We start from the raw sequence: 18,948 nt of genomic DNA, 5'->3' as shown, positions 1-18,948 counted from the left end.
CGACCTTGAGCCGGCGGCGGCCCGTCCGGGCCTGAGCCGGCGGCGTCCCGTCCGGCCCTGGGCTCCCGGGGCGAGGGCGTGCTCGGCGTTCAGGGCGTGCTCGGCGTTCAGGGCGCGTTCGTGTCCGCGCGCCGGGCGTGCTCGGCGGCGAGCTCGCGGGCGGAGGCGAGCCGGTACGGCACGTCGATGACGACGACGTTCTTCATGAACAGCAGCCGCGTCTTGAGGCGCAGCGCGATCTGGTTGTGCAGCGGCTGCTCCCACCAGCGCCCCACCACGTACTCGGGGATGACGACCGTGACCACCCCGTCCTCCTTCCGCTCCGGCGCCTCGCGCACGTGCCGCAGGACCGGCTGGACGACCGAGCGGTACGGAGAGCTGAGCACCCGCAGCGGCACGTCGATGCCGTGGGCCTCCCAGGACGCCCTGAGCACCTCCGCGTCCGCCGGGTCCTCGGCGACGGTGACGGCCGTGAGGGAGTCGGGGCGCAGCGTCTTCGCGTACGACAGCGCCCGGAGGCTGGGCGCGTTGACCGAGGCCACCAGGACGAGGACGTGGTTCTCGGCGAGGGCCCGCGGCCGCGCCCCGGGGCCGACGGCGACCTCCTCGGCGACCGCGTCGTAGTGCCGCTTCACGCCTTTCATCCCCGCGTAGAGCACCGGCATCGTGACGACGACGATCCAGGCGCCGTGGGTGAACTTCGTGACGAGGACGATGACGAGGACGACCGCCGTCAGACAGGCGCCGAACGCGTTGATCGCGAGGCGGCGCCGGATGCGGTGCCGGTCGGCGGCCCCGGCCGGCGTGGCGAGTTCTCGCCGCCAGTGCTTGACCATCCCCGCCTGGGAAAGGGTGAAGGAGACGAAGACGCCGATGATGTACAGCTGGATGAGGCGGGTCAGCTGCGCGTCGAAGGCCACGATCAGGACGATGGCGGCGAGCGCGAGGAGGACGATGCCGTTCGAGTAGACGAGCCGGTCGCCCCGGTGGAAGAGCTGGCGGGGCGCGTAGCGGTCGCGTCCGAGCACGGAGGCGAGCATTGGGAAGCCGTTGAAGGCGGTGTTGGCCGCCAGGACCAGGACTCCCGCGGTGACGGCCTGGAGCACGTAGAAGAGCACGTGCCAGTCGCCGAAGGTGGCCCGTCCGATCTGCGCGAGCGCGGTGGACATCGGGGTGCCCGGGGCGAGACCGAGTTCGGTGGGGTCCTCGGCGACGTGGACCTCGTAGACCATGGCGAGCACGGTGATCCCGAAGAACATGGTCGCCGACAGCCCGCCCATGATCGCGAGCGTCATGGCCGCGTTGCGGCTCTTGGGCTTCGCGAACGCCGGTACGCCGTTGCTGACGGCCTCGACACCGGTCAGCGCCGTACAGCCGGAGGCGAAGGCGCGCAGGGCGAGCAGGACGAGCGCGAACCCCGAATAGGTGGAGACCGCGTCCACGGGCAGGTCGGCGGACTCGGCGCGGATCGTCGTCCCCGTCCCCATCCGCACCGCCGCCACGGCGAACATCAGGTAGATGACGCCGATGAAGGCGTACGTGGGGATCGCGAACCAGCGCCCCGACTCGCGCACCCCCCGCAGGTTCATCCAGGCCAGCACGACGACGAAGGCCACCGACATGGCCACGGCGTGCCCGTCGAGCGAGGGCACGGCGGAGGTGATCGCGGCGACCCCGGAGACGACCGAGACGGCGACGGTCATCACGTAGTCGATGAGCAGCGCGGAGGCGGCCGTGAGGGCCGCGCGCTGCCCGAGGTTCTCGGCGGACACGACATAGGCCCCGCCGCCGCCCGGATAGGCGTAGCAGGTCTGCCGGTAGGAGGCGACGACGACGAGCAGCAGGATGACGATGCCGACCGCCGCGTACCAGGCCAGGTGGAGCACGGCCAGGCCGCCGAGGGCGAGGATCAGCAGGATCTCCTCGGTGGCGTACGCGACCGAGGAGAGCGGGTCGCTGCAGAAGATCGGCAGGGCGACCCGCTTCGGCAGCAGGGTCTCCCCGAGCCGTCCGCTGTCCAACGGCCGACCCACGAGCAGGCGTTTCGCCGCACTTCCAGCTCTCATAAGTGCTGAAGTTAGGACGAATGGTATGTAATGCACGGAAGCCGCGCCCTAGGGGAGCCGTACGCCCTGGGAAGCCCCGAACGAGGAAGGACCACGCGTGAGCGGAGCACGAGGAGTGCGCACGACCGGCGGACCCATGCAGATCGCCGAGGTCGCCGCACGGACCGAACTGTCCCTGCGGACCATCCGCCAGTACGAGGACAGCGGCCTCGTCGTCCCGTCCGCCGCCTCCCCCGGCGGTTTCCCCCTCTACACGGACGCGGACGTCTCCCGACTCATGGTCGTCCGCCGCATGAAGCCCCTCGGCTTCACCCTCGACGAGACCCGCGAACTCCTCACCGCCGTCGACCGGCTCGCCGCCGACCGCGCCGGCACGGCCGCGGAACTCGACCCCGACGACCGGGCCGCGCTCACGGCCCGCGTCCGCCGCTACGAGCAGGCCGCCGCCGAGCGCGTCGCCGAACTGCGCGCCCAGCTCGCCCGCGCCGAGGAGTTCGCCGACTCCCTCCGCACCCGCCTCACGACGACCCCGGCCTGACCTCCGAGGGCTGCGCGAGGGCCTGTCGTCACTTCCCGCCGTCGCCCGAAGGGCGGGGGCCCGAAGGGCGGGGGCCCGAAGGGCGGGGGCCCGAAGGGCGGGGGCCCGAAGGGCGGGGGCCCGAAGGGCGGGGCAGACGGGAAGGTGACGACAGGCCCGAGGACGGGCCCCGGGGCTCGCCCTCGCCCGGGCCGTGCGCGGCTGCCCGCTCGGGGGCCGCCCGGGTGGTGCGCGACCGCTCAGGCCGTCAGCGCTCGGGCGAGGTCGTGGAAGAAGCGCGCGTACGCGGCCGGGCTGGGCGGTGTCTCCGGGTTCCAGGGGGCGAGCCGGGCCGCGGCCGGAGCCCCGTGCGGCGGGGTGGCGTGCTCCCGGCTGTCGAAGAGGACGAGGCCGGGACGGAGTTCGGCGGCGCGGTCCCAGTCGGCGGTGAGCCAGTTGGCCCCCGGCCCTGGGCCCGGGTCGAGCAGCCGCACCCCGAGCTCCGCGAGCCGCGCCAGCTCGGGCCAGGCCTGCGGCCGGGCCAGATGGACCTGGTCGGGGCCCGCACCGGAGAGGACGAGCACCCCGAGCCCGATCCGGCCGGCCGCCTCCCGGAGGGCGGCCTCGGCGGCCCCCAGCCCGGACTCCTCCGACGGGGCCGCCCCCAGGGACGCGGCCAGCGCGCCGAACCGGTCGAGGATCGCCGCGAGGGGCAGCTCGTTGCCGACGGAGAGCGCGACGAGCGGCACCCCGAGCCGCTCGGCGACCCCCTCGTCCAGCGCGTACGGGCTCTTCCCGTCGTAGGTCACGTCCACGACCAGGTCCGGCCGCAGCTCCCGCAGCCGCTCCTCGTCCAGGGCCCGGCCCGGACCGACGTACGGGACCCCGGCCTCCGCGAGGCCGCCAGCCTTCGCCGGATCGAGCACCTCGCCGTCGTGCCCGGAGCCGTAGACGGCGACCGGTGTCACCCCCAGGTCGTGCAGGGCCGCTCCGGCCCGGACGTACGCGACCACCCGCCGCGGCACGGCCGCCGCACTCTGCTCCGCGCCTCTGTCGTCCGTGAATCCCCATGCCTGTGCTCCGGACATGCGGCAGCTCCCTCCCCGGCCGGAATCACCCTCTCCCGTCACCTTGAAGCGGTTCTCCGGCCCGCACAAGAGGGCCTGCGGCCGACGGGGCGCCGTGCCGGCCGGCCGGGACTTCGGTCCCGGACCCCCTGCCGAAAGTCCCCCAGGGTGGTGTTAACTGAACAGGTCGGGAGGAAGCAGAAGGAATCACCGGTGCCGTCGCACAGCGCGCCGCCTGCCGGGGCGCGCGGATCACGGACGGCCCTCACGTCCTGGAGTGAGCCATGTCCTTGCCCGGCCAGCTGTCCGACCCCCGGGTCCTCACGCTCTTCGGCGTCCTCGCCGTCTCGACGGTCGTCTGGCTGACGCTGGGCCTGCGGGCCCGCGCCCGCGACCGCCGCGACCGGGCGAACACCCCGCTCGAACGCGTCTGGCACCCGCAGGAGTCCGTCGCCCTCACGCCCGCCGAAGAGCACGCCTTCGGCCAGGTCGTCTCCCGCCTCTCCCCGGGCTCCCCCGGCCGCCTGCGCTGACCGCCGCCGAGCCCCGGACGCCACCGCCCAGGACCCTGTCCCCCTGCTGCGGTCCCACCATCGCGGCCCTCACGTCACGGCCCTCACATCGCGGTCCTCACATCGCGGTCCTACCAGGCGCGGTCCTACCAGGCGCGCGGGTCGCGGCCGGTCGTCGCGAGGAGGCGCTGGAAGGCGGTGGCCCCCTCCGGCAGGTCGACGGCCTCCCCGAAGACGTTCATCTCCCGAGCCATCGGCGCCATCCGCTCCACCTCCTCCACGAGCCCCGCCACCACGGCCGGGTCCGGCTCGAAGGACCGCCCGGTGGCCCGCGCCAGGTCCCAGGCGTGCACGGTCAGGTCGAGCAGCACCATGGACCCGACGGTCCGCGCGGGCAGCCCCATCGCCCCGGACGTGCCCTCCTCCGCACCCGGCGCCGCCCAGGCCTCGACCAGCTTCCCGGCCTCCGCCTCGAAGCCCGCCCGCCACCCGGCCTCGGCGACCCGGTCGGGCGTCACGGAGAAGTCGGGCGCCTGCTTCGCGGCGAGGGCCTGGAAGTTCACCACGACGGAGAACAGGTGGTTGAGCAGATCGCGCACGTCGTACTCGGCGCACGGCGTGGGCGCGCCGAGCGAGGCGTCGTCCGTGCCCTCGACCAGGGGCGCGGCCTGCGCGGCGGCGGTGTTCAGCAGGTCGGCGATGCGGGGCGTGTCCTGGTTCGTCATGGAATCGACGCTAGGCGAGCATGCCCGCCCCGGTCTTGAAGAAACACGCCATGCGCGAGCGGGTCCCCGATCTAGCATGCGGGTCATGTCCGCCTCCGCTCCCCGCCGGGACACCCGGGGCATCGTCGACCCCGCCGAGCTGCTCTCCCGCGTCCGCTTCCGCCGCCACACCCCGGCGCCCGCCCTGCGGCCCTACCTGGAGCACTACTGGCTCATCGACTGGGACCTGCCGGAGCCGTACGCGAGCCACGTCGTCCCGCACCCGTCGGTGAACGTCGTCTTCCAGCGGTACGGCCCGCCGGACGAGGCCGAGTCGTCGGCCGAGGTCTCCGGGATCGGCCTCGGCCTCTTCACGCAGAAGCTGACCGGCACGGGCCGGGTCTGCGGCGTGCAGTTCCGACCCGGCGGCTTCCGCCCCTTCGCGCCCGCGTGGCCGGCGTCGACCTGGACGGGCCGCCGGGTCCCCCTCGCGGAGGTGTTCGGTGACGAGGCCGTGCGCACCGCCGAGCCGGGTGGGGGCGGAGACACCGGTCCGCTCGCCGCCGAGCCGGCCGGGGGCGGGGACCCTCGCACCGCCGAGCCGGCCGGGGGTGGGGACTCCTGCACCGCCGAGCCGATCGGGAACGGGGACGCCGGTCCGCTCGCCGCCGTCCTCACCCCCGACACCGACCACGCGCGCGTGGCGGCGCTCGACGCCTTCCTCCTGGCCCGGGAGCCGGCACCCGACCCGGCCGCCGAGCAGGCGATGGAGCTGGTGGACCTGATCCGCTCGGACCGCGGCGTCCGGAAGGTGTCCCTGCTGGCGGCCGCGTCCGGCCTCTCGGCGCGCTCCCTCCAGCGGCTGTTCGCCTCCCACGTCGGCGTCGGCCCGAAGTGGGTGATCCTGCGCTACCGCATCCACGAGGCCCTGGAACGGGCCGAGTCGGCGGAGTCCGCGGACTGGGCCGGGCTCGCGGCCGAACTGGGCTACAGCGATCAGGCCCATCTCGTACGGGACTTCACGGCGACGATCGGGGTGTCGCCGACCGCGTACGCCCGCGGGCTGTCAGTGCCCTGACCTACCGTTCGGGCATGGACGACGACACCGCACGCGTACGCCTGGAGGCCTGGTCCGAGGAGGACGCCGGCCTGCTGCGCGCCCTGAACTCCCCCGAGTCGACGCACCACCTCGGCGGCCCCGAGACCGAGGAGCAGCTCACCCGGCGCCACCGTCGGTACGTGGACCTGAGCGCCGACGACACGGGCGCGGGGCGGATGTTCCGGATCGTGCTGCTGCCCGAGGAGGCCGTGGTGGGCAGCATCGGCTACTGGGCGCAGACCTGGGACGGCGAGCCGGTGTACGAGACCGGGTGGTCGGTGCTGCCGGGCTTCCAGGGCCGCGGCCTGGCGACGGCCGCCACGCGCGCGGTGGTGGAGCGGGCCCGTGCCGCGGGCCGCCACCACCACCTGCACGCCTTCCCGTCGGCGGACAACGCCGCGTCGAACGCGGTGTGCCGCAAGGCGGGGTTCGAGCTGCTCGGCGAGCGGGACTTCGAGTACCCGCCGGGGCGTCCGATGCGCTGCAACGACTGGCGGGCCGATCTGCGGCGAGACACCCCCTAGCTAGGGGGTGTCGTCCTGCGCGGTGAGCGGCCGGGTGAAGTGGAAGGCCACGATGTCGAAGCGCTCGCGCAGGTAGAAGCGGTGGGCTCCGGTGCGGTGGGTGCCGGAGTCCAGGTTGAGCTCGTGGCAGCCGGCCGCGCGGGCGTGGGTCTCCAGGTGGGCGACGAGCGCGTGGCCGACGCCGGTCGAGCGGTCGGCGGCGGCGGTCACCAGGTCGTCGACGTAGAGCTTGCGCAGCGAGCTGGTGTTGTTGACGATCCGCCAGCCGGCCGCACCGACGCAGCGGCCGTCGTCCGTGTAGGCGGCGCTGAACCGCAGGCCCTGGGGGTGCCCGGCCTCGTACACCTCGCGGAAGAGCTCCGGGGTGAGGTGCGGGCGGAGCTCGGAGAGGACCGGCAGGAGGTCGCTCTCCAGCCGGAGGTCGCCGGGTTCGAGGTCGGTGATCTTCATGCCGGGACGGTACCCCAGGTTTTTTCGGGGTTGACGGGCGAGGCTTCCTCACGGATATTTATCTGCGTAACGCAGATTATTCGCAACGCAGCGATACCGGCAGTGGCGCGCGTGCGCCGTGCGCCGTGCGCCGTGTGCCGCCCCGCCCCTCCGAAAGGACCTCCCATGACCGTTCTCGTCACCGGCAGTCGCGGCCGCGTCGCCACCACCCTGCTCGGCCTGCTCGACGCCGCGGGCATCAAGGCGAAAGCCGCCTCCAAGCACCCGGAGGACCTCTCCCCACCCGGCGGCGCCGAGACCGTGCGCTGCGACCTCGCCGATCCGGCCACCTTCGACGCCGCCCTGGCCGGGGTCGACTCCGTCTTCCTGTACGCCGATGCCACCCACGCCGAGGCCTTCGCCGACCGGGCCCGCGCCGCCGGCGTCGAGCACGTCGTCCTGCTCTCCTCCAGTTCCGTCCTCGCCCCGGACGCCGCCGAGAACCCCATCGCCGCCTCCCACCTCGCGGCCGAGCGCGCCCTCTCCGCCGCCGCGGCCGCCGGGGCCTTCGAGGCCACCCACCTCCAGCCGGGCGCCTTCGCCACCAACGCCCTGCAGTGGGCCGGCGCGCTCCGCGGCGGGCAGGCGCCGGCCCTCCCCCATCCGCGGACGCACGGCGACCCGATCCACGAGTGCGATGTCGCCGAGGCCGCCTTCGCGGTGCTCACCGACCCCCGGCTGCGCGGCTCCTCGTACCTGCTGACCGGCCCCGAGTCGCTGACCTTCACCGAGCAGCTGGCGATCATCGCCGAGGTGACGGGACGGCCCGCTCCCCACACCGTCGTCACCCCCGAGGAATGGAAGCGGTCGGTCGCCGGCTTCATACCGGAAGCCTTCGCGAACGCCCTCCTCTCCTACTGGGCCTCGCACGACGGCCGCCCCGTCCCCCTGACCCGCACCGTCGAGGAGCTCACCGGCCACCCGGCCCGCCCCTTCGCCACCTGGGTCGCCGACCACGCCGAGGCCTTCCGCCCCTGACCCGCCCCGAACCACCGCGCGGCGCCCCCACCACGGCGCCGCCACCCACAGCCTGCCCGGCGCCTCAGCACGGAGCTCCCGCCCGACGCCTCAGCCACCCCATCCGGCCAGGCACGACACCCCGACCGCCCTCGACCCGCGCTCGGCCCCGCGCCCGCCCTCGACCCGCGCTCGGCCCCGCACCCGACCCCGACCCGCGCTCGGCCCCGACTCGCGCTCAGCCCGGGCCCGGCCCCCGACTCGTACTGAGACCGGCCCGGCCCCCGCCCCGGACACCCCACGAGGCGCGCTGAGCCCCCACCCCGGCGCCCTCGCCGCAGACCTCGCCCGGGCGCCCTTGCCGCAGGCCTCACCGCGGCCCTCGCCCGGGGCGAATTCCCTGGCCGTCCGGCTCGCCCCGGTGACATCCTGTCCCCGTGAACGGACCGGAGATCCAGATCAGTTTCGCCCCCGGCCTGCAGGTCTTCGTCGCCTCGGAGCGGCGCTCGGGCCGCACCCCGGTGACCACCGACGGCAGCTCCTCGCTGGGGCATGTCGTGGAGTCGCTGGGGGTGCCGCTCACCGAGGCCGGGCGACTCCTGGTCGACGGCCGCCCCGTCGACACGTCGCACGTCCCGGCGGCGGGCGAGACGGTCGAGGTGGAGGGCGTGGCCCGTCCGCAGCCGGTACCCGGCGCACCGCTCCGGTTCCTGCTGGACGTGCACCTCGGCACGCTGGCCCGGCGGTTGCGGCTACTCGGCGTGGACGCGGCGTACGAGAGCGAGGACATCGGCGACCCCGCCCTCGCCGCGCTCTCCGCGCGCGAGCGGCGCGTCATGCTCTCGCGCGACCGCGGCCTGCTGCGCCGCCGCGAACTGTGGGCGGGCGCCTACGTCTACAGCGACCGGCCGGACGACCAGCTCCGCGACGTCCTGGAGCGGTTCGCCCCGCAGCTGGCGCCCTGGAGCCGCTGCACCGCGTGCAACGGCGAGCTGACCGACGCCGACAAGGACACCGTCCGCGAGCGCCTCGAACAGGGCACCGAGAAGACGTACGACGTCTTCGCCCAGTGCGCGGCCTGCGGCCGGGTCTACTGGCGCGGCGCCCACCACGCCCGCCTGGAGGAGATCGTCGCCGACGCGGTACGGGAGTTCGGCGGCGCGACGACCGCCTGACCCCGCCCCGAGGCGGGCCGGGTCGGACCAAGTCGACTCAGGTCGGCCGGATCGGCTCCGGTCTGCCCGGTCGGCTCGGGTCGGACCGGGGCCGGTCGGCTCGCCTCGGTCCGATCAGTCGAGCTCGCCGCCGCGCAGCCGCTCGATCTGCGCGGCGCTCACCTCGACGGTGCGCCGCATGTGGGCGATGAGCAGGGCGACTTCGGCATCGGTGTAGACGTCGAACATCGTGCCCCAGGTCCCGTTCAGCTTCCGCCACAGGGCGCCGAGCTCCGCCATCCGCGCGGGTTCGAGGGCCACGAGGACCCGCCGGCGGTCCTCGGTGTCCCGCTCGCGCGTCACGTACCCGGACCGTTCGAGGCGGTCGACGAGCCGGGTCGCCGAGCCCGTGGTGAGCCCGGTCAGTTCGGCGACCCGCCCGGTGGTCACCGGGCCCTCCTCCAGGCTGAGCAGGTTCAGGCACTGCACGTCGGTCGGGTGGAGCCCCAGGTGATCGGCGACGGCCTGGTTGAACAGGGCGTAGGCGGCCATGTAGCGCCGCGCCTCCCCGAACAGCTCGGTCATGAGGGCCTCGCGCCGGGCGGAACTCTTCTGCGTCATGCAGAGATCGTACGGCTCGGGGACCGCCGGGGTCAGGGGGCTTCCGCCGTGAGGTAGCGCTGCACGGTCGGCCCCAGCCAGGCGACGATCTCGTCGGTGGACATCTCGACGGCCGGCGGCAGCCTCAGCACGTAGCGGGCGAGCGCCATGCCGAGGATCTGCGAGGCGACCAGCGCCGCCCGGCGCGGGGCCTCGTCCGGATCGGGGCAGACGCCGGCGGTGACGGGCCCCAGCTGCCGGGCGAAGACCGCCTGCATGCGCGCGGCCCCGGCCTCGTTGGTGACCCCCACCCGCAGCATCCCGGTCAGGACCTCGTCCCGCTCCCAGCGCTCCAGGAAGTGGGTGACGAGGACGGCCCCGATGTGCCGCGCCGGCAGGAGGCCCAGCTCGGGAAGGTCGAGCTCGATCTCGGAGGCGGCCGCGAACAGCCCCTCCTTGTTGCCGTAGTAGCGCATGACCATCGACGGGTCGATCCCTGCGTCACGGGCGATGGCCCGGATGGTGGCGCGCTCGTACCCGTCGGAGGCGAAGCGCTCGCGGGCGGCCTCCAGGATGGCGGCCCGGGTGGCGTCGGAGCGGCGGACGGTCGTCATACCAACGACTGTAGGCCAACGGGTGTTGACATGTCATCAGGGGCGGCCCTACCGTGGTCAACGAGCGTTGGCAAACAACCGTTGGCCAACGGGCGTGGACCCCTTGGAGGCAGCCATGAGCACCACCACGGACACGGACGTACTCGTCGTCGGCGCCGGTCCCACCGGCCTGCTCCTCGCCGGCGACCTGGCCGCCGCCGGCATCGACGTCACCCTCGTCGAGCGCCGCCCGCACGGCCTCGGCAACCTCACCCGGGCCTTCGGCGTCCACGCCCGCACCCTGGAGCAGCTCGACGCCCGCGGCCTCGCGGACGAGCTCCTCACCACCGGCACGACCCTCACCCACGCCCGGCTCTTCGGCCGTCTCGACCTCGACCTGACCCGCCTCGCCACCCGCTTCGACCACCTGCTCGTCACCCCGCAGTACGAGGTCGAGCGCCTCCTGGAGCGCCGGGCGGTGGCCGCCGGTGTCACCTTCCGGTACGAGACCGAGCTCCGCGGACTGCGCCAGGACGCCGACGCGGTCACCGCCGACCTCACCGGCCCCGACGGCCCCCTCGCCCTCCGCGCCCGCCATCTGGTCGGCGCCGACGGCGTCCGCAGCGCCGTCCGCTCCGCCCTCGGCCTGCCCTTCCCCGGCCGTTCCGTGATCCGCTCCATCGTCCTCGCCGACGTCCGGCTCGCGGAGGAGCCGGCCGAGTCGTTCACCGTCAGCGGCTCCGGGAAGACCTTCGGCTTCCTCGCCCCCTTCGGCGACGGCTGGTACCGGGTGATGGGCTGGGACCGCACCCACCAGGTCCCCGACAGCGAGCCCGTCGACCTCGACGAGGTCCGCGAGATCGCCCGCCTCGCCTTCGGCACCGACTACGGCATGCACGACGCCCGCTGGATCTCCCGCTTCCACAGCGACGAGCGCCAGGCCCCCGCCTACCGCGTCGGCCGGGTCTTCCTCGCCGGGGACGCCGCCCACGTCCACTCCCCCGCCGGCGGCCAGGGCATGAACACCGGCCTCCAGGACGCCGCCAACCTCTCCTGGAAACTCGTCGCGGCCCTCCGCGGCGAGGCACCCGACGCCGAGGCCCTCCTCGACAGCTACCAGTCCGAGCGGCACCCGGTCGGCGCCGCGGTGCTCCGCAGCAGCGGCGCCATCGTGCGCCTCGCGATGGCCCACACCCCGCTCACCCGCGCCGCCCGCTCACTCGCCGCCCGCCTCCTGGGCGCGATCCGGCCGGCCACGAACCGGGCCATGGGCATGATCAGCGGAATCGGCATCGCGTACGCGCCGGCGCCCGGCACCGGCCGCCCCTCGGGCCGCCGCGCACCCGACGTGCGCCTCCGCGAGGGCCGGCTCTACGAGCTGCTCCGCGGGGGCGAGTTCGTCCTGATCGCCCCGGAAGGCGCGTCCCCCGCCCTCCCGCCGACCGCGCCCGTCACGGCGAAGCACCTCACCCGGGCCACCTGGACGGACCCGGCCGAGCGCGCCACCGTCCTCGTCCGCCCCGACGGATACGTCTTCTCGGCCGACCGCTGACCCACCGGCCTGCCGATGCCGCCCCGGAACGCGTCAGAAGACGTACGGGTCGCCGGTGGCGAGCACCAGGACCCGGTGCCGGTCGTTCCTCGAGTTCCGGTCGGCCACCCCGTCCCGCCAGGCCGTGGTGATCTCCACCGTCAGCTCGTCCGGCATCCCCGCGGTCCGCAGGTCCAGCGCCAGCTCCCCGACGCCCCCCACGGCCCGCAGCTCGCCGGTCCGGCAGGACACCACCCGGTCGCTGCTCCACAGGCAGGCCGGCGGCAGCTCCTGGCCGCCCGCCATCTGCGCGGAGAAGGCGAGCCTGACCGTCGCCTGGGAGAGGTCGGAGGGCCCGTGGTTCTCACTGACCAGCCAGACGCCGAGCCTCCCGTCCCAGAGGGAGGCGTGTCCGTGATGGGACAGATCCGCCTCGGGCCCGGCCTTCGGCCCCACGGCGCCGGCACTCACCCCCGCGCCCATCACCACCACGGCCGCGAGAGCAACCCCGAGCACACCCTTCCGCAATCCACGCATAGGCCCAAAATACCCACCTACCATCACATCTTCTGACAACCCTTCAGCCCGCGTGTCCCGAGCCCCCGCCCCGGCCGCACTCGCCCCACGCGGCCGCCGCCCCCCGCCCCCACCTATCCTGACCGGGCGATCGACGTAATCGACCACCTGCGCGAGGAGCACGTCATGACCGGCCCCGGTACCCCCATCGCCGTCATCACCGGAGCGAGCAGCGGAATCGGCGCCGCCACCGCGAGGCAGCTGGCCGCCGCCGGCTACCGCGTGGTCCTCACCGCCCGCCGCAAGGACCGCATCGAGGCCCTGGCCGCCGAGATCAACGAAGCCGGCCACCAGGCCACCGCCTACGCCCTCGACGTCACCGACCGCGCCGCCGTCGACGAGTTCGCCACCGCCTTCCGCACCCTCGCCGTCCTCGTGAACAACGCCGGCGGCGCCCTCGGCGCCGACCCCGTCGCCACCGGCGACCCCGACGACTGGCGCCGGATGTACGAGGTCAACGTCATCGGGACGCTGAACCTCACCCAGGCCCTGCTCCCCGCACTCACCGCCGGCGGGGACGGCACGGTCGTCGTCCTCTCCTCCACCGCGGGCCACTCGACCTACGAGGGCGGCGCCGGCTACGTCGCCGCCAAGAACGGCGCCCGCGTCATCGCCGAGACCCTCCGCCTCGAGATCGTCGGCACCCCCGTCCGCGTCATCGAGATCGCCCCCGGCATGGTCAAGACCGACGAGTTCGCGACCACCCGCTTCCGCGGCGACACCGACAAGGCCGCCAAGGTCTACGCCGGCGTCGCCGAACCCCTCACCGCCGACGACGTCGCCGACACCATCACCTGGGCCTGCACCCGCCCCCCGCACGTCAACATCGACCTCCTCGTCGTCCGCCCCCGCGCCCAGGCCTCCAACACCAAGGTCCACCGCGAGCTCTGACACGTCCGGGTGAATCCCCCCGATCACCCGCACGACAACCGAAACCCCGACCTAACGTCGAAGACAACTCCATACAGAACGGCCCTCGGCAGGGATTGCAGTCCCCGCCGAGGGCCTCACCAGAAGGAAGAGACGACTTCCCATGGCTGAACAGGACCCTAGCGCGCCCGCGCTCTTCGACATCAGCGCCCTCGCGCCCATCTTCATGAACGTCAAGGACCCCGAGTACGCCTACATGCTCGGCTTCCTGCAAGCCGACGGACACCTCAGCGAACAGACACGTCACCGGGGGCGACTGACCGTCGAGGTCAACGTGCGGGACGTCGACATCCTCCGTGAGTTCCAGCGGCTGACCCCGTACAACAGCAGCATCACCGAACGCACCAGGTCCACGAACTTCTCGAAGGAGCACCACTCGGCCATCTGGAGCCTGTGCGCACTCGAAGCGCGCACCACGCTCAACCAGGCCGGCCTGCCTTACGGCAGGAAGTCCACGAAGATCAAGCCGCCCCGCGTCGAGTTCTCCCGCCGTGACTACCTCCGCGGCATCATCGACGCCGACGGCTCCGTCGGCTACACGGGCCAGGGCTTCCCGTTCGTCTCCCTCACGACGTCCAGCACCGCCGTTGGCGCCTACCTGTGCCACTACGCGAAGCGGGTCACCGGTGCGGAACGCCGGATCAGCCGGAACACCCGCGACGGGGTCTACAACGTCCTGTACACGAAGGAGGCGGCCGTCCAGCTGGCCGCACACCTCTACTACCCCGCCTGCCTCGCTCTGGAGCGCAAGAAGAGTGCCGCCGTTTCTCTCGCCTCCTGGGTGCGCCCGCCCGGGATGAAGATCCGGCCTCCCCGGAAACCCTGGACCGCCGAGGAAGACCGCACCCTGCTCGCTGCGCCCACAATGGCCCACGCGGCCACAGAACTGGGTCGGTCCCAGAGCGGCTGCCAAGTGCGGCGGTGGCGCCTCGCCAACGGCATCGGCCCGAATCCACGCGGCCTCTAGGGCACGCCGATGGGCCTCCGGCACGTCGTGCCGGAGGCCCATCTCAGCGTCAGCCCTTCACGCAGATGAACTGCTTCAGCTTCGCGACGACCTCGACCAGGTCCCGCTGCTGCTCCATCACCTGCTCGATCGGCTTGTAAGCCCCCGGGATCTCGTCGACGACGCCGGAGTCCTTGCGGCACTCCACGCCCCGTGTCTGCTCCTCCAGGTCCCGCACCGTGAAGCGCTTCTTGGCCGCGCTCCGGCTCATCCTGCGCCCCGCGCCGTGCGACGCGGAGTTGAAGGCCTTCTCGTTGCCGAGCCCCTTCACGATGTACGAGCTGGTCCCCATCGATCCGGGGATGATCCCGAACTCCCCGGAGCCTGCCCGAATGGCGCCCTTCCTCGTGACCAGCAGGTCCATGCCTTCGTACCGCTCCTCCGCCACGTAGTTGTGATGGCAGGAGATCTCCGTCCCGAAGGTCACCTTGGCCTTCCGGAACTCCCTGCGGATCACTTCCTTCAGGAGCGCCATCATGATCGCGCGGTTGTACTTCGCGTACTCCTGCGCCCAGTACAGATCGTTGCGGTAGTCCGCCATCTGCGGGGTGTCCGAGACGAACACCGCCAGGTCGCGATCGACCAGGCCCTGGTTGTGGGACAGCTTCTGGGCCACGCCGATGTGGTGCTCGGCCAGCTCCTTGCCGATGTTGCGGGAGCCGGAGTGCAGCATCAGCCAGACCGACCCCGACTGATCCAGACAGACTTCGATCATGTGGTTGCCCGATCCGAGCGTACCCATCTGCTGTCCGGCCCGTTCACGACGGAATTTGACCGACTCCGCGACCCCGTCGAACCGCGACCAGAAGTCGTCCCACCCCGCCGTCGGGAACTGGAACAGCCGCTTCGGGTCCACCGCCTCGCGGTGCAGCCCGCGCCCGACCGGGATCGCCTGCTCGATCTTCGAGCGGAGCCGGGACAGGTCGCCCGGCAGGTCGTTCGCCGTGAGCGACGTCTTGACGGCGGACATGCCGCAGCCGATGTCCACACCGACCGCCGCCGGACAGACCGCGCCCTGCATCGCGATGACCGAGCCGACCGTCGCGCCCTTGCCGTAGTGGACGTCCGGCATGACGGCGAGGCCCTTGATCCAGGGCAGGGTGGCCACGTTGTGCAGCTGCTGCATGGCGCCGCCCTCGACCGTGGAGGGATCGGCCCACATGCGGATCGGTACGTTCGCTCCGGGTACCTCTACGTACGACATACTTCCTCGATTCCCCCGAAAAGTCTGATAACGCAAAAACCGGAGCCAAAGCCCGTACAGGTGACAGCGGACCGGCATCAACAGCTGCGTGTGCGATAGACATTGTGTCCATCGGCCGGGTTCGCGCGGCAAACAGTTTTCGGGAAAGACTTCGGGAGAAGGGAGCCTGGGACCGTGCAGCGAAAGAGGTACGCCCCCGGTCGCACCGGGTCCACGGCTCGGACCGCCGTCGCCCTCACCAGCGTCCTCGGGCTGGGCCTCGGCCTCGGCCTCACCGGGTGCTCCGCCGGCGCGCCCGCCGACGACATCACCGTCGACGCCAAGGCCGGCCCCGCCGCCCCCGTCGCGCCGCCCGGCCGCTACCGCACCCTCTTCGAGCCCTGCGGCTCCGTCCCCCAGGCCACCCTCAAGGACCTGCTGCCCGGCGCCGCCTCGCTGCCCGACACCGAGCGCGACAAGGCGTACCGCGGCACCGCCGCCGTCACGTACGACACCGACCGGCGCGTCGGCTGCACCTGGCGGGCCGACAGCCCGGACGCCTCGCACCGGCTCACGCTCGACATCGAGCGGGTCGTCTCGTACGACACGACCATCAGCGACGCCGACCGCGCGCAGTCCGTGTTCACCGCCAGGCAGCTCGAAGCGGGCATCCCCCTGGCGCCCACCGCTCCCCCCTCGCCGACCGCCACGGCCCCGACGCCGACGCCGACGGCCACCGCGACCAAGGCGACGACCGGAGCCCCGCTCACCACCCCGGGCAAGCCCCCGGCGACCAAGGCGCCGACGACCGGTGCCACCCCGTCCGGCACCGGCTCCGCCGACCCCGCGCCGACCTCCACCTCCACCGGCCTCGAACCGCGCCTCCTCGACGACCTCGGCGACATCGCGTACCTCGACGACACCCTCGGCAAGGTCGGCGCGAACGGCCACCAGCGCGCCGTCAGCGTGGTCTTCCGCACATCCAACGTCATCGTGACCATCTCCTACCGGGAGCAGACCACCGGTTCCACCGAGGCCCCCGACAGCACGGAACTGCAGGAAAAGGCCCGGAACCTGGCCCGGCTGCTCGCCGAGCGCCTGGAGGAGTAGCCGTCCGGCTCCACCGCGTGAGCGGTCGGCGACCACGTAACGTGTCGGCGTACCCGTGACCGTCCCCCATGGCCACGGCCATGGCCGACCCCCACCGGACCGCCGGCCGGACCGTACGACAAGCGACTGAAGGAACCATGCAGCGATCAGCTCCGCGACTCTCCCGCATACTCGCCTGCGCCGCCGTCCCGGTGATGCTCGTCGCCGCCGGCTGCTCCTCCGACTCCGGTGGCTCCGGCACGGGCAAGGGCCAGGACAAGACGTCCGCCTCCTCCTCCGCGACCCCGTCGCCGAAGCAGTCGACGAAGACGGTCGAGCCCGCGAAGTTCGCGAAGCTGCCCGACGTCTGCAAGTCGATCTCCGCCAAGACCACGGCCTCCCTGGTCCCCAAGGCGAAGACCAAGAACGGCACGCCGATCGCGTCCAGCGACCTGGCCAGCCGCGGCGGCTGCTCGTGGAACGGCCTGGAGGACAAGGGCGTGCACGGCTCGCACTACCGCTGGCTCGACGTGTCGTTCTACCGGTACGAGTCGGACGCCTCGCTCGGCAGTGGCCAGGAGCGCGCCCAGGAGAACCTGGCGAAGGAGGTCGCGAAGGTCCAGGAGACCCCCGGCGCCAAGAAGCTCCGCACGACGACGGCCGCGGGTGTCGGCGACGAGGCGCAGGCCGTCTCCTACCAGCTGCGCAAGACGGACGAGGACTTCGTCTACACCTCGGTCGTGGCGCGTACGGGCAACGTGCTGGTCCTCCTCTCGTTCAACGGCGCCGGATACGCGGGTGCCATCGGGCCGACGGACAAGCAGGTCATGGACGGTGCCGTGAAGGCGGCCAAGGAAGCCGTCGCGGCCGTCGCGGCGGCGAACAAGTAGTCACAGACCGGCGCAGAGCGGCACATTAAAGCGGAGCCCGTCCCTCCCCCGGGGGCCGGGTTTCGCGCGCATGTGCCACTCTGTGCGCGCCGGATGTCGTTTGACGGGAGGGATCGCGGGTGGCCGCGATGCAGCTGACACGCACACACCGAATACTCATCGGCCTCGTCATCGCCGGTGCGCTGATCATCGCGGGGATCGGTTTCGCGGGCTCGTACGCCGCCGTGCGCGAGCTCGCGCTGCAGAAGGGCTTCGGCACCTTCTCGTACTTCTTCCCCATCGGCATCGACGCGGGCATCTGTGTGCTGCTCGCCCTCGACCTGCTGCTGACCTGGCTGCGGATCCCGTTCCCGCTGCTGCGTCAGACCGCCTGGGTGCTGACGGCGGCGACGATCGCGTTCAACGGCGCGGCCGCCTGGCCGGACCCGCTGGGCGTCGGCATGCACGCGGTGATCCCGGTCCTGTTCGTCGTGGCGGTCGAGGCCGCCCGGCACGCGGTGGGCCGGATCGCGGACATCACGGCCGACAAGCACATGGAGGGCGTGCGCATCACCCGCTGGCTGCTGTCGCCGGTGCCCACCTTCCGGCTCTGGCGCCGCATGAAGCTCTGGGAGCTCCGCTCGTACGAGCAGGTCATCAAGCTGGAGCAGGAGCGGCTGATCTACCAGGCCCGCCTCCAGGCCCGCTACGGCCGCAGCTGGCGCCGCAAGGCCCCGGTCGAGGCCCTCATGCCCCTCCGGCTCGCCCGCTACGGCGTCCCGCTGGCCGAAACCGCCCCCGCCGGCCTCGCCGCGGCGGGCATCGAGCCCGCTGTGCTGCCCCCGCAGCCCCAGCCGGTGGCGCCGGCCCACGCCGAGCTGCCCGCCCCGTCCCAGCCGGTGGCGGCGGTCCCGCAGGCCGCCGTGCCGCAGCAGCTGCCGCACCCCGGGCTTCCGCAGCCCGGGCTCCCGCAGCCCGGGCTCCCGCACCCCGGGCTCCCGCCCGCTGAGGGGCAGCCGGTGCCCGTGAACCACGACAGCCCGTGGTTCGACACGCAGCAGGTCACCAGCGAGACGTACGAGGGCACGTACAACCCGCAGATCGTCGAGGGCCTGGAGCCCATGCCGGTCCCGGTCCCGCAGGGGCCGGAGGACGTGCCGCCGCCGGGTCCCGAGGAGTTCGTCGAGTACCCGGAGTACGTCGAGGAGCAGCCGCAGGAGCCGCGGGACGACGAGTTCGAGGACGTCGTCTACAAGGTCCTGGAGACGTTCGTGATCGAGTACGGCCAGGCCCCGAGCGAGGCCGAGCTGGCGCAGCTGGTGGCCGAGCAGTACGGCCTCCAGGAGTTCCCCCCGTCCGACATCGACCTGCTGCGGCGGGCCGTGCCGAGGGCGGAGGAGCGGGTGCAGCAGGCGAGGGCCGACGTCGACATCCCGTAGACCGCTGAGGTACGTGAAGAGGGCCGCTCCCCGGATTCCGGGG

At 73.0% G+C, this 18,948-nt stretch carries 20 protein-coding genes; 12 read left to right on the top strand and 8 right to left on the bottom strand.

All coding sequences use genetic code 11. The annotated features are described in order from the left end of the window. Positions 1 to 107: 107 nt before the first annotated feature. On the bottom strand, positions 108 to 2,066 hold the full coding sequence (locus ACFCY7_RS14550) for an APC family permease (RefSeq protein WP_376484644.1): 1,959 nt from the start codon (positions 2,064 to 2,066) through the stop codon (positions 108 to 110). Positions 2,067 to 2,202: 136 nt separating this feature from the next. Between ACFCY7_RS14550 and ACFCY7_RS14545 the strand changes: the two genes are divergently transcribed. Then, positions 2,203 to 2,604: a MerR family transcriptional regulator gene (locus ACFCY7_RS14545; protein WP_376484741.1), complete on the top strand. Its 402-nt coding sequence runs from the start codon at positions 2,203 to 2,205 to the stop codon at positions 2,602 to 2,604. A gap of 239 nt (positions 2,605 to 2,843) precedes the next feature. Here ACFCY7_RS14545 and ACFCY7_RS14540 read toward each other — a convergent pair whose 3' ends face one another. Beyond that, positions 2,844 to 3,671 (bottom strand): ABC transporter substrate-binding protein, encoded by an 828-nt coding sequence (locus ACFCY7_RS14540; RefSeq protein WP_376484642.1) that lies wholly within the window; start codon positions 3,669 to 3,671, stop codon positions 2,844 to 2,846. 263 nt (positions 3,672 to 3,934) lie between these two features. Here ACFCY7_RS14540 and ACFCY7_RS14535 point away from each other — a divergent pair, with 263 nt between their 5' ends. Next, positions 3,935 to 4,183 (top strand): hypothetical protein, encoded by a 249-nt coding sequence (locus ACFCY7_RS14535; protein WP_376484640.1) that lies wholly within the window; start codon positions 3,935 to 3,937, stop codon positions 4,181 to 4,183. A 125-nt stretch (positions 4,184 to 4,308) separates the two neighbouring features. Here ACFCY7_RS14535 and ACFCY7_RS14530 read toward each other — a convergent pair whose 3' ends face one another. Beyond that, on the bottom strand, positions 4,309 to 4,887 hold the full coding sequence (locus ACFCY7_RS14530) for a TIGR03086 family metal-binding protein (RefSeq protein WP_376484638.1): 579 nt from the start codon (positions 4,885 to 4,887) through the stop codon (positions 4,309 to 4,311). An 85-nt stretch (positions 4,888 to 4,972) separates the two neighbouring features. On the opposite strand from ACFCY7_RS14530, the gene ACFCY7_RS14525 reads away from it, so the two are divergent. After that, positions 4,973 to 5,944: a DUF6597 domain-containing transcriptional factor gene (locus tag ACFCY7_RS14525; RefSeq protein WP_376484635.1), complete on the top strand. Its 972-nt coding sequence runs from the start codon at positions 4,973 to 4,975 to the stop codon at positions 5,942 to 5,944. Between the two features lie 14 nt (positions 5,945 to 5,958). Next, positions 5,959 to 6,489, top strand: a complete 531-nt coding sequence (locus tag ACFCY7_RS14520) for a GNAT family N-acetyltransferase (RefSeq protein WP_376484633.1) — start codon at positions 5,959 to 5,961, stop codon at positions 6,487 to 6,489. Here ACFCY7_RS14520 and ACFCY7_RS14515 read toward each other — a convergent pair whose 3' ends face one another. Further along, positions 6,490 to 6,939, bottom strand: coding sequence for a GNAT family N-acetyltransferase (locus ACFCY7_RS14515; RefSeq protein ID WP_376484630.1), 450 nt, complete (start codon positions 6,937 to 6,939; stop codon positions 6,490 to 6,492). Between the two features lie 165 nt (positions 6,940 to 7,104). Between ACFCY7_RS14515 and ACFCY7_RS14510 the strand changes: the two genes are divergently transcribed. Then, positions 7,105 to 7,956, top strand: a complete 852-nt coding sequence (locus ACFCY7_RS14510) for an NAD(P)H-binding protein (RefSeq protein WP_376484629.1) — start codon at positions 7,105 to 7,107, stop codon at positions 7,954 to 7,956. Positions 7,957 to 8,372: 416 nt separating this feature from the next. Continuing rightward, the gene (locus ACFCY7_RS14505) at positions 8,373 to 9,110 is read left to right on the top strand and encodes a Mut7-C RNAse domain-containing protein (protein ID WP_376484627.1); all 738 of its coding nucleotides are present in this window, start codon (positions 8,373 to 8,375) and stop codon (positions 9,108 to 9,110) included. 114 nt (positions 9,111 to 9,224) lie between these two features. Here the strand turns inward: ACFCY7_RS14505 and ACFCY7_RS14500 are convergent, their stop codons facing one another. Both ACFCY7_RS14500 and ACFCY7_RS14495 read right to left on the bottom strand, forming a co-directional pair. After that, positions 9,225 to 9,710 (bottom strand): MarR family winged helix-turn-helix transcriptional regulator, encoded by a 486-nt coding sequence (locus tag ACFCY7_RS14500; RefSeq protein WP_376484624.1) that lies wholly within the window; start codon positions 9,708 to 9,710, stop codon positions 9,225 to 9,227. 32 nt (positions 9,711 to 9,742) lie between these two features. Then, on the bottom strand, positions 9,743 to 10,303 hold the full coding sequence (locus ACFCY7_RS14495) for a TetR family transcriptional regulator (protein ID WP_376484622.1): 561 nt from the start codon (positions 10,301 to 10,303) through the stop codon (positions 9,743 to 9,745). A gap of 115 nt (positions 10,304 to 10,418) precedes the next feature. Here ACFCY7_RS14495 and ACFCY7_RS14490 point away from each other — a divergent pair, with 115 nt between their 5' ends. Next, a complete protein-coding gene (locus tag ACFCY7_RS14490) occupies positions 10,419 to 11,834 on the top strand; it encodes an FAD-dependent oxidoreductase (RefSeq protein ID WP_376484619.1) in 1,416 nt (471 codons plus the stop codon). Between the two features lie 33 nt (positions 11,835 to 11,867). On the opposite strand, the gene ACFCY7_RS14485 is transcribed toward ACFCY7_RS14490, so the two are convergent. Beyond that, positions 11,868 to 12,350, bottom strand: coding sequence for a hypothetical protein (locus ACFCY7_RS14485; RefSeq protein WP_376484617.1), 483 nt, complete (start codon positions 12,348 to 12,350; stop codon positions 11,868 to 11,870). Positions 12,351 to 12,515: 165 nt separating this feature from the next. On the opposite strand from ACFCY7_RS14485, the gene ACFCY7_RS14480 reads away from it, so the two are divergent. Both ACFCY7_RS14480 and ACFCY7_RS14475 read left to right on the top strand, forming a co-directional pair. Continuing rightward, on the top strand, positions 12,516 to 13,280 hold the full coding sequence (locus tag ACFCY7_RS14480; protein WP_376484614.1) for an SDR family NAD(P)-dependent oxidoreductase: 765 nt from the start codon (positions 12,516 to 12,518) through the stop codon (positions 13,278 to 13,280). Positions 13,281 to 13,422: 142 nt separating this feature from the next. Next, complete coding sequence (locus tag ACFCY7_RS14475) at positions 13,423 to 14,286, top strand: LAGLIDADG family homing endonuclease (RefSeq protein WP_376484612.1); 864 nt, start codon at positions 13,423 to 13,425, stop codon at positions 14,284 to 14,286. Between the two features lie 49 nt (positions 14,287 to 14,335). Here ACFCY7_RS14475 and ACFCY7_RS14470 read toward each other — a convergent pair whose 3' ends face one another. Then, complete coding sequence (locus ACFCY7_RS14470) at positions 14,336 to 15,529, bottom strand: RtcB family protein (RefSeq protein WP_376484610.1); 1,194 nt, start codon at positions 15,527 to 15,529, stop codon at positions 14,336 to 14,338. A 174-nt stretch (positions 15,530 to 15,703) separates the two neighbouring features. Here ACFCY7_RS14470 and ACFCY7_RS14465 point away from each other — a divergent pair, with 174 nt between their 5' ends. The 3 genes from ACFCY7_RS14465 to ACFCY7_RS14455 all read left to right on the top strand — a co-directional run bounded on the left by ACFCY7_RS14465 (position 15,704) and on the right by ACFCY7_RS14455 (position 18,905). Continuing rightward, positions 15,704 to 16,618 (top strand): DUF3558 domain-containing protein, encoded by a 915-nt coding sequence (locus ACFCY7_RS14465; protein WP_376484608.1) that lies wholly within the window; start codon positions 15,704 to 15,706, stop codon positions 16,616 to 16,618. Positions 16,619 to 16,755: 137 nt separating this feature from the next. Next, positions 16,756 to 17,487 (top strand): DUF3558 domain-containing protein, encoded by a 732-nt coding sequence (locus tag ACFCY7_RS14460; protein ID WP_376484606.1) that lies wholly within the window; start codon positions 16,756 to 16,758, stop codon positions 17,485 to 17,487. Between the two features lie 119 nt (positions 17,488 to 17,606). Then, a complete protein-coding gene (locus ACFCY7_RS14455; RefSeq protein WP_376484603.1) occupies positions 17,607 to 18,905 on the top strand; it encodes a DUF2637 domain-containing protein in 1,299 nt (432 codons plus the stop codon). Positions 18,906 to 18,948: the final 43 nt, after the last annotated feature.

This window comes from Streptomyces sp. NPDC056361 (genome assembly GCF_042262805.1).
In the GTDB taxonomy this organism is placed as follows: domain Bacteria; phylum Actinomycetota; class Actinomycetes; order Streptomycetales; family Streptomycetaceae; genus Streptomyces.
Note: the sequence above shows the minus strand (reverse complement) of the source record. Positions and strands in the feature narration are given on the sequence as shown.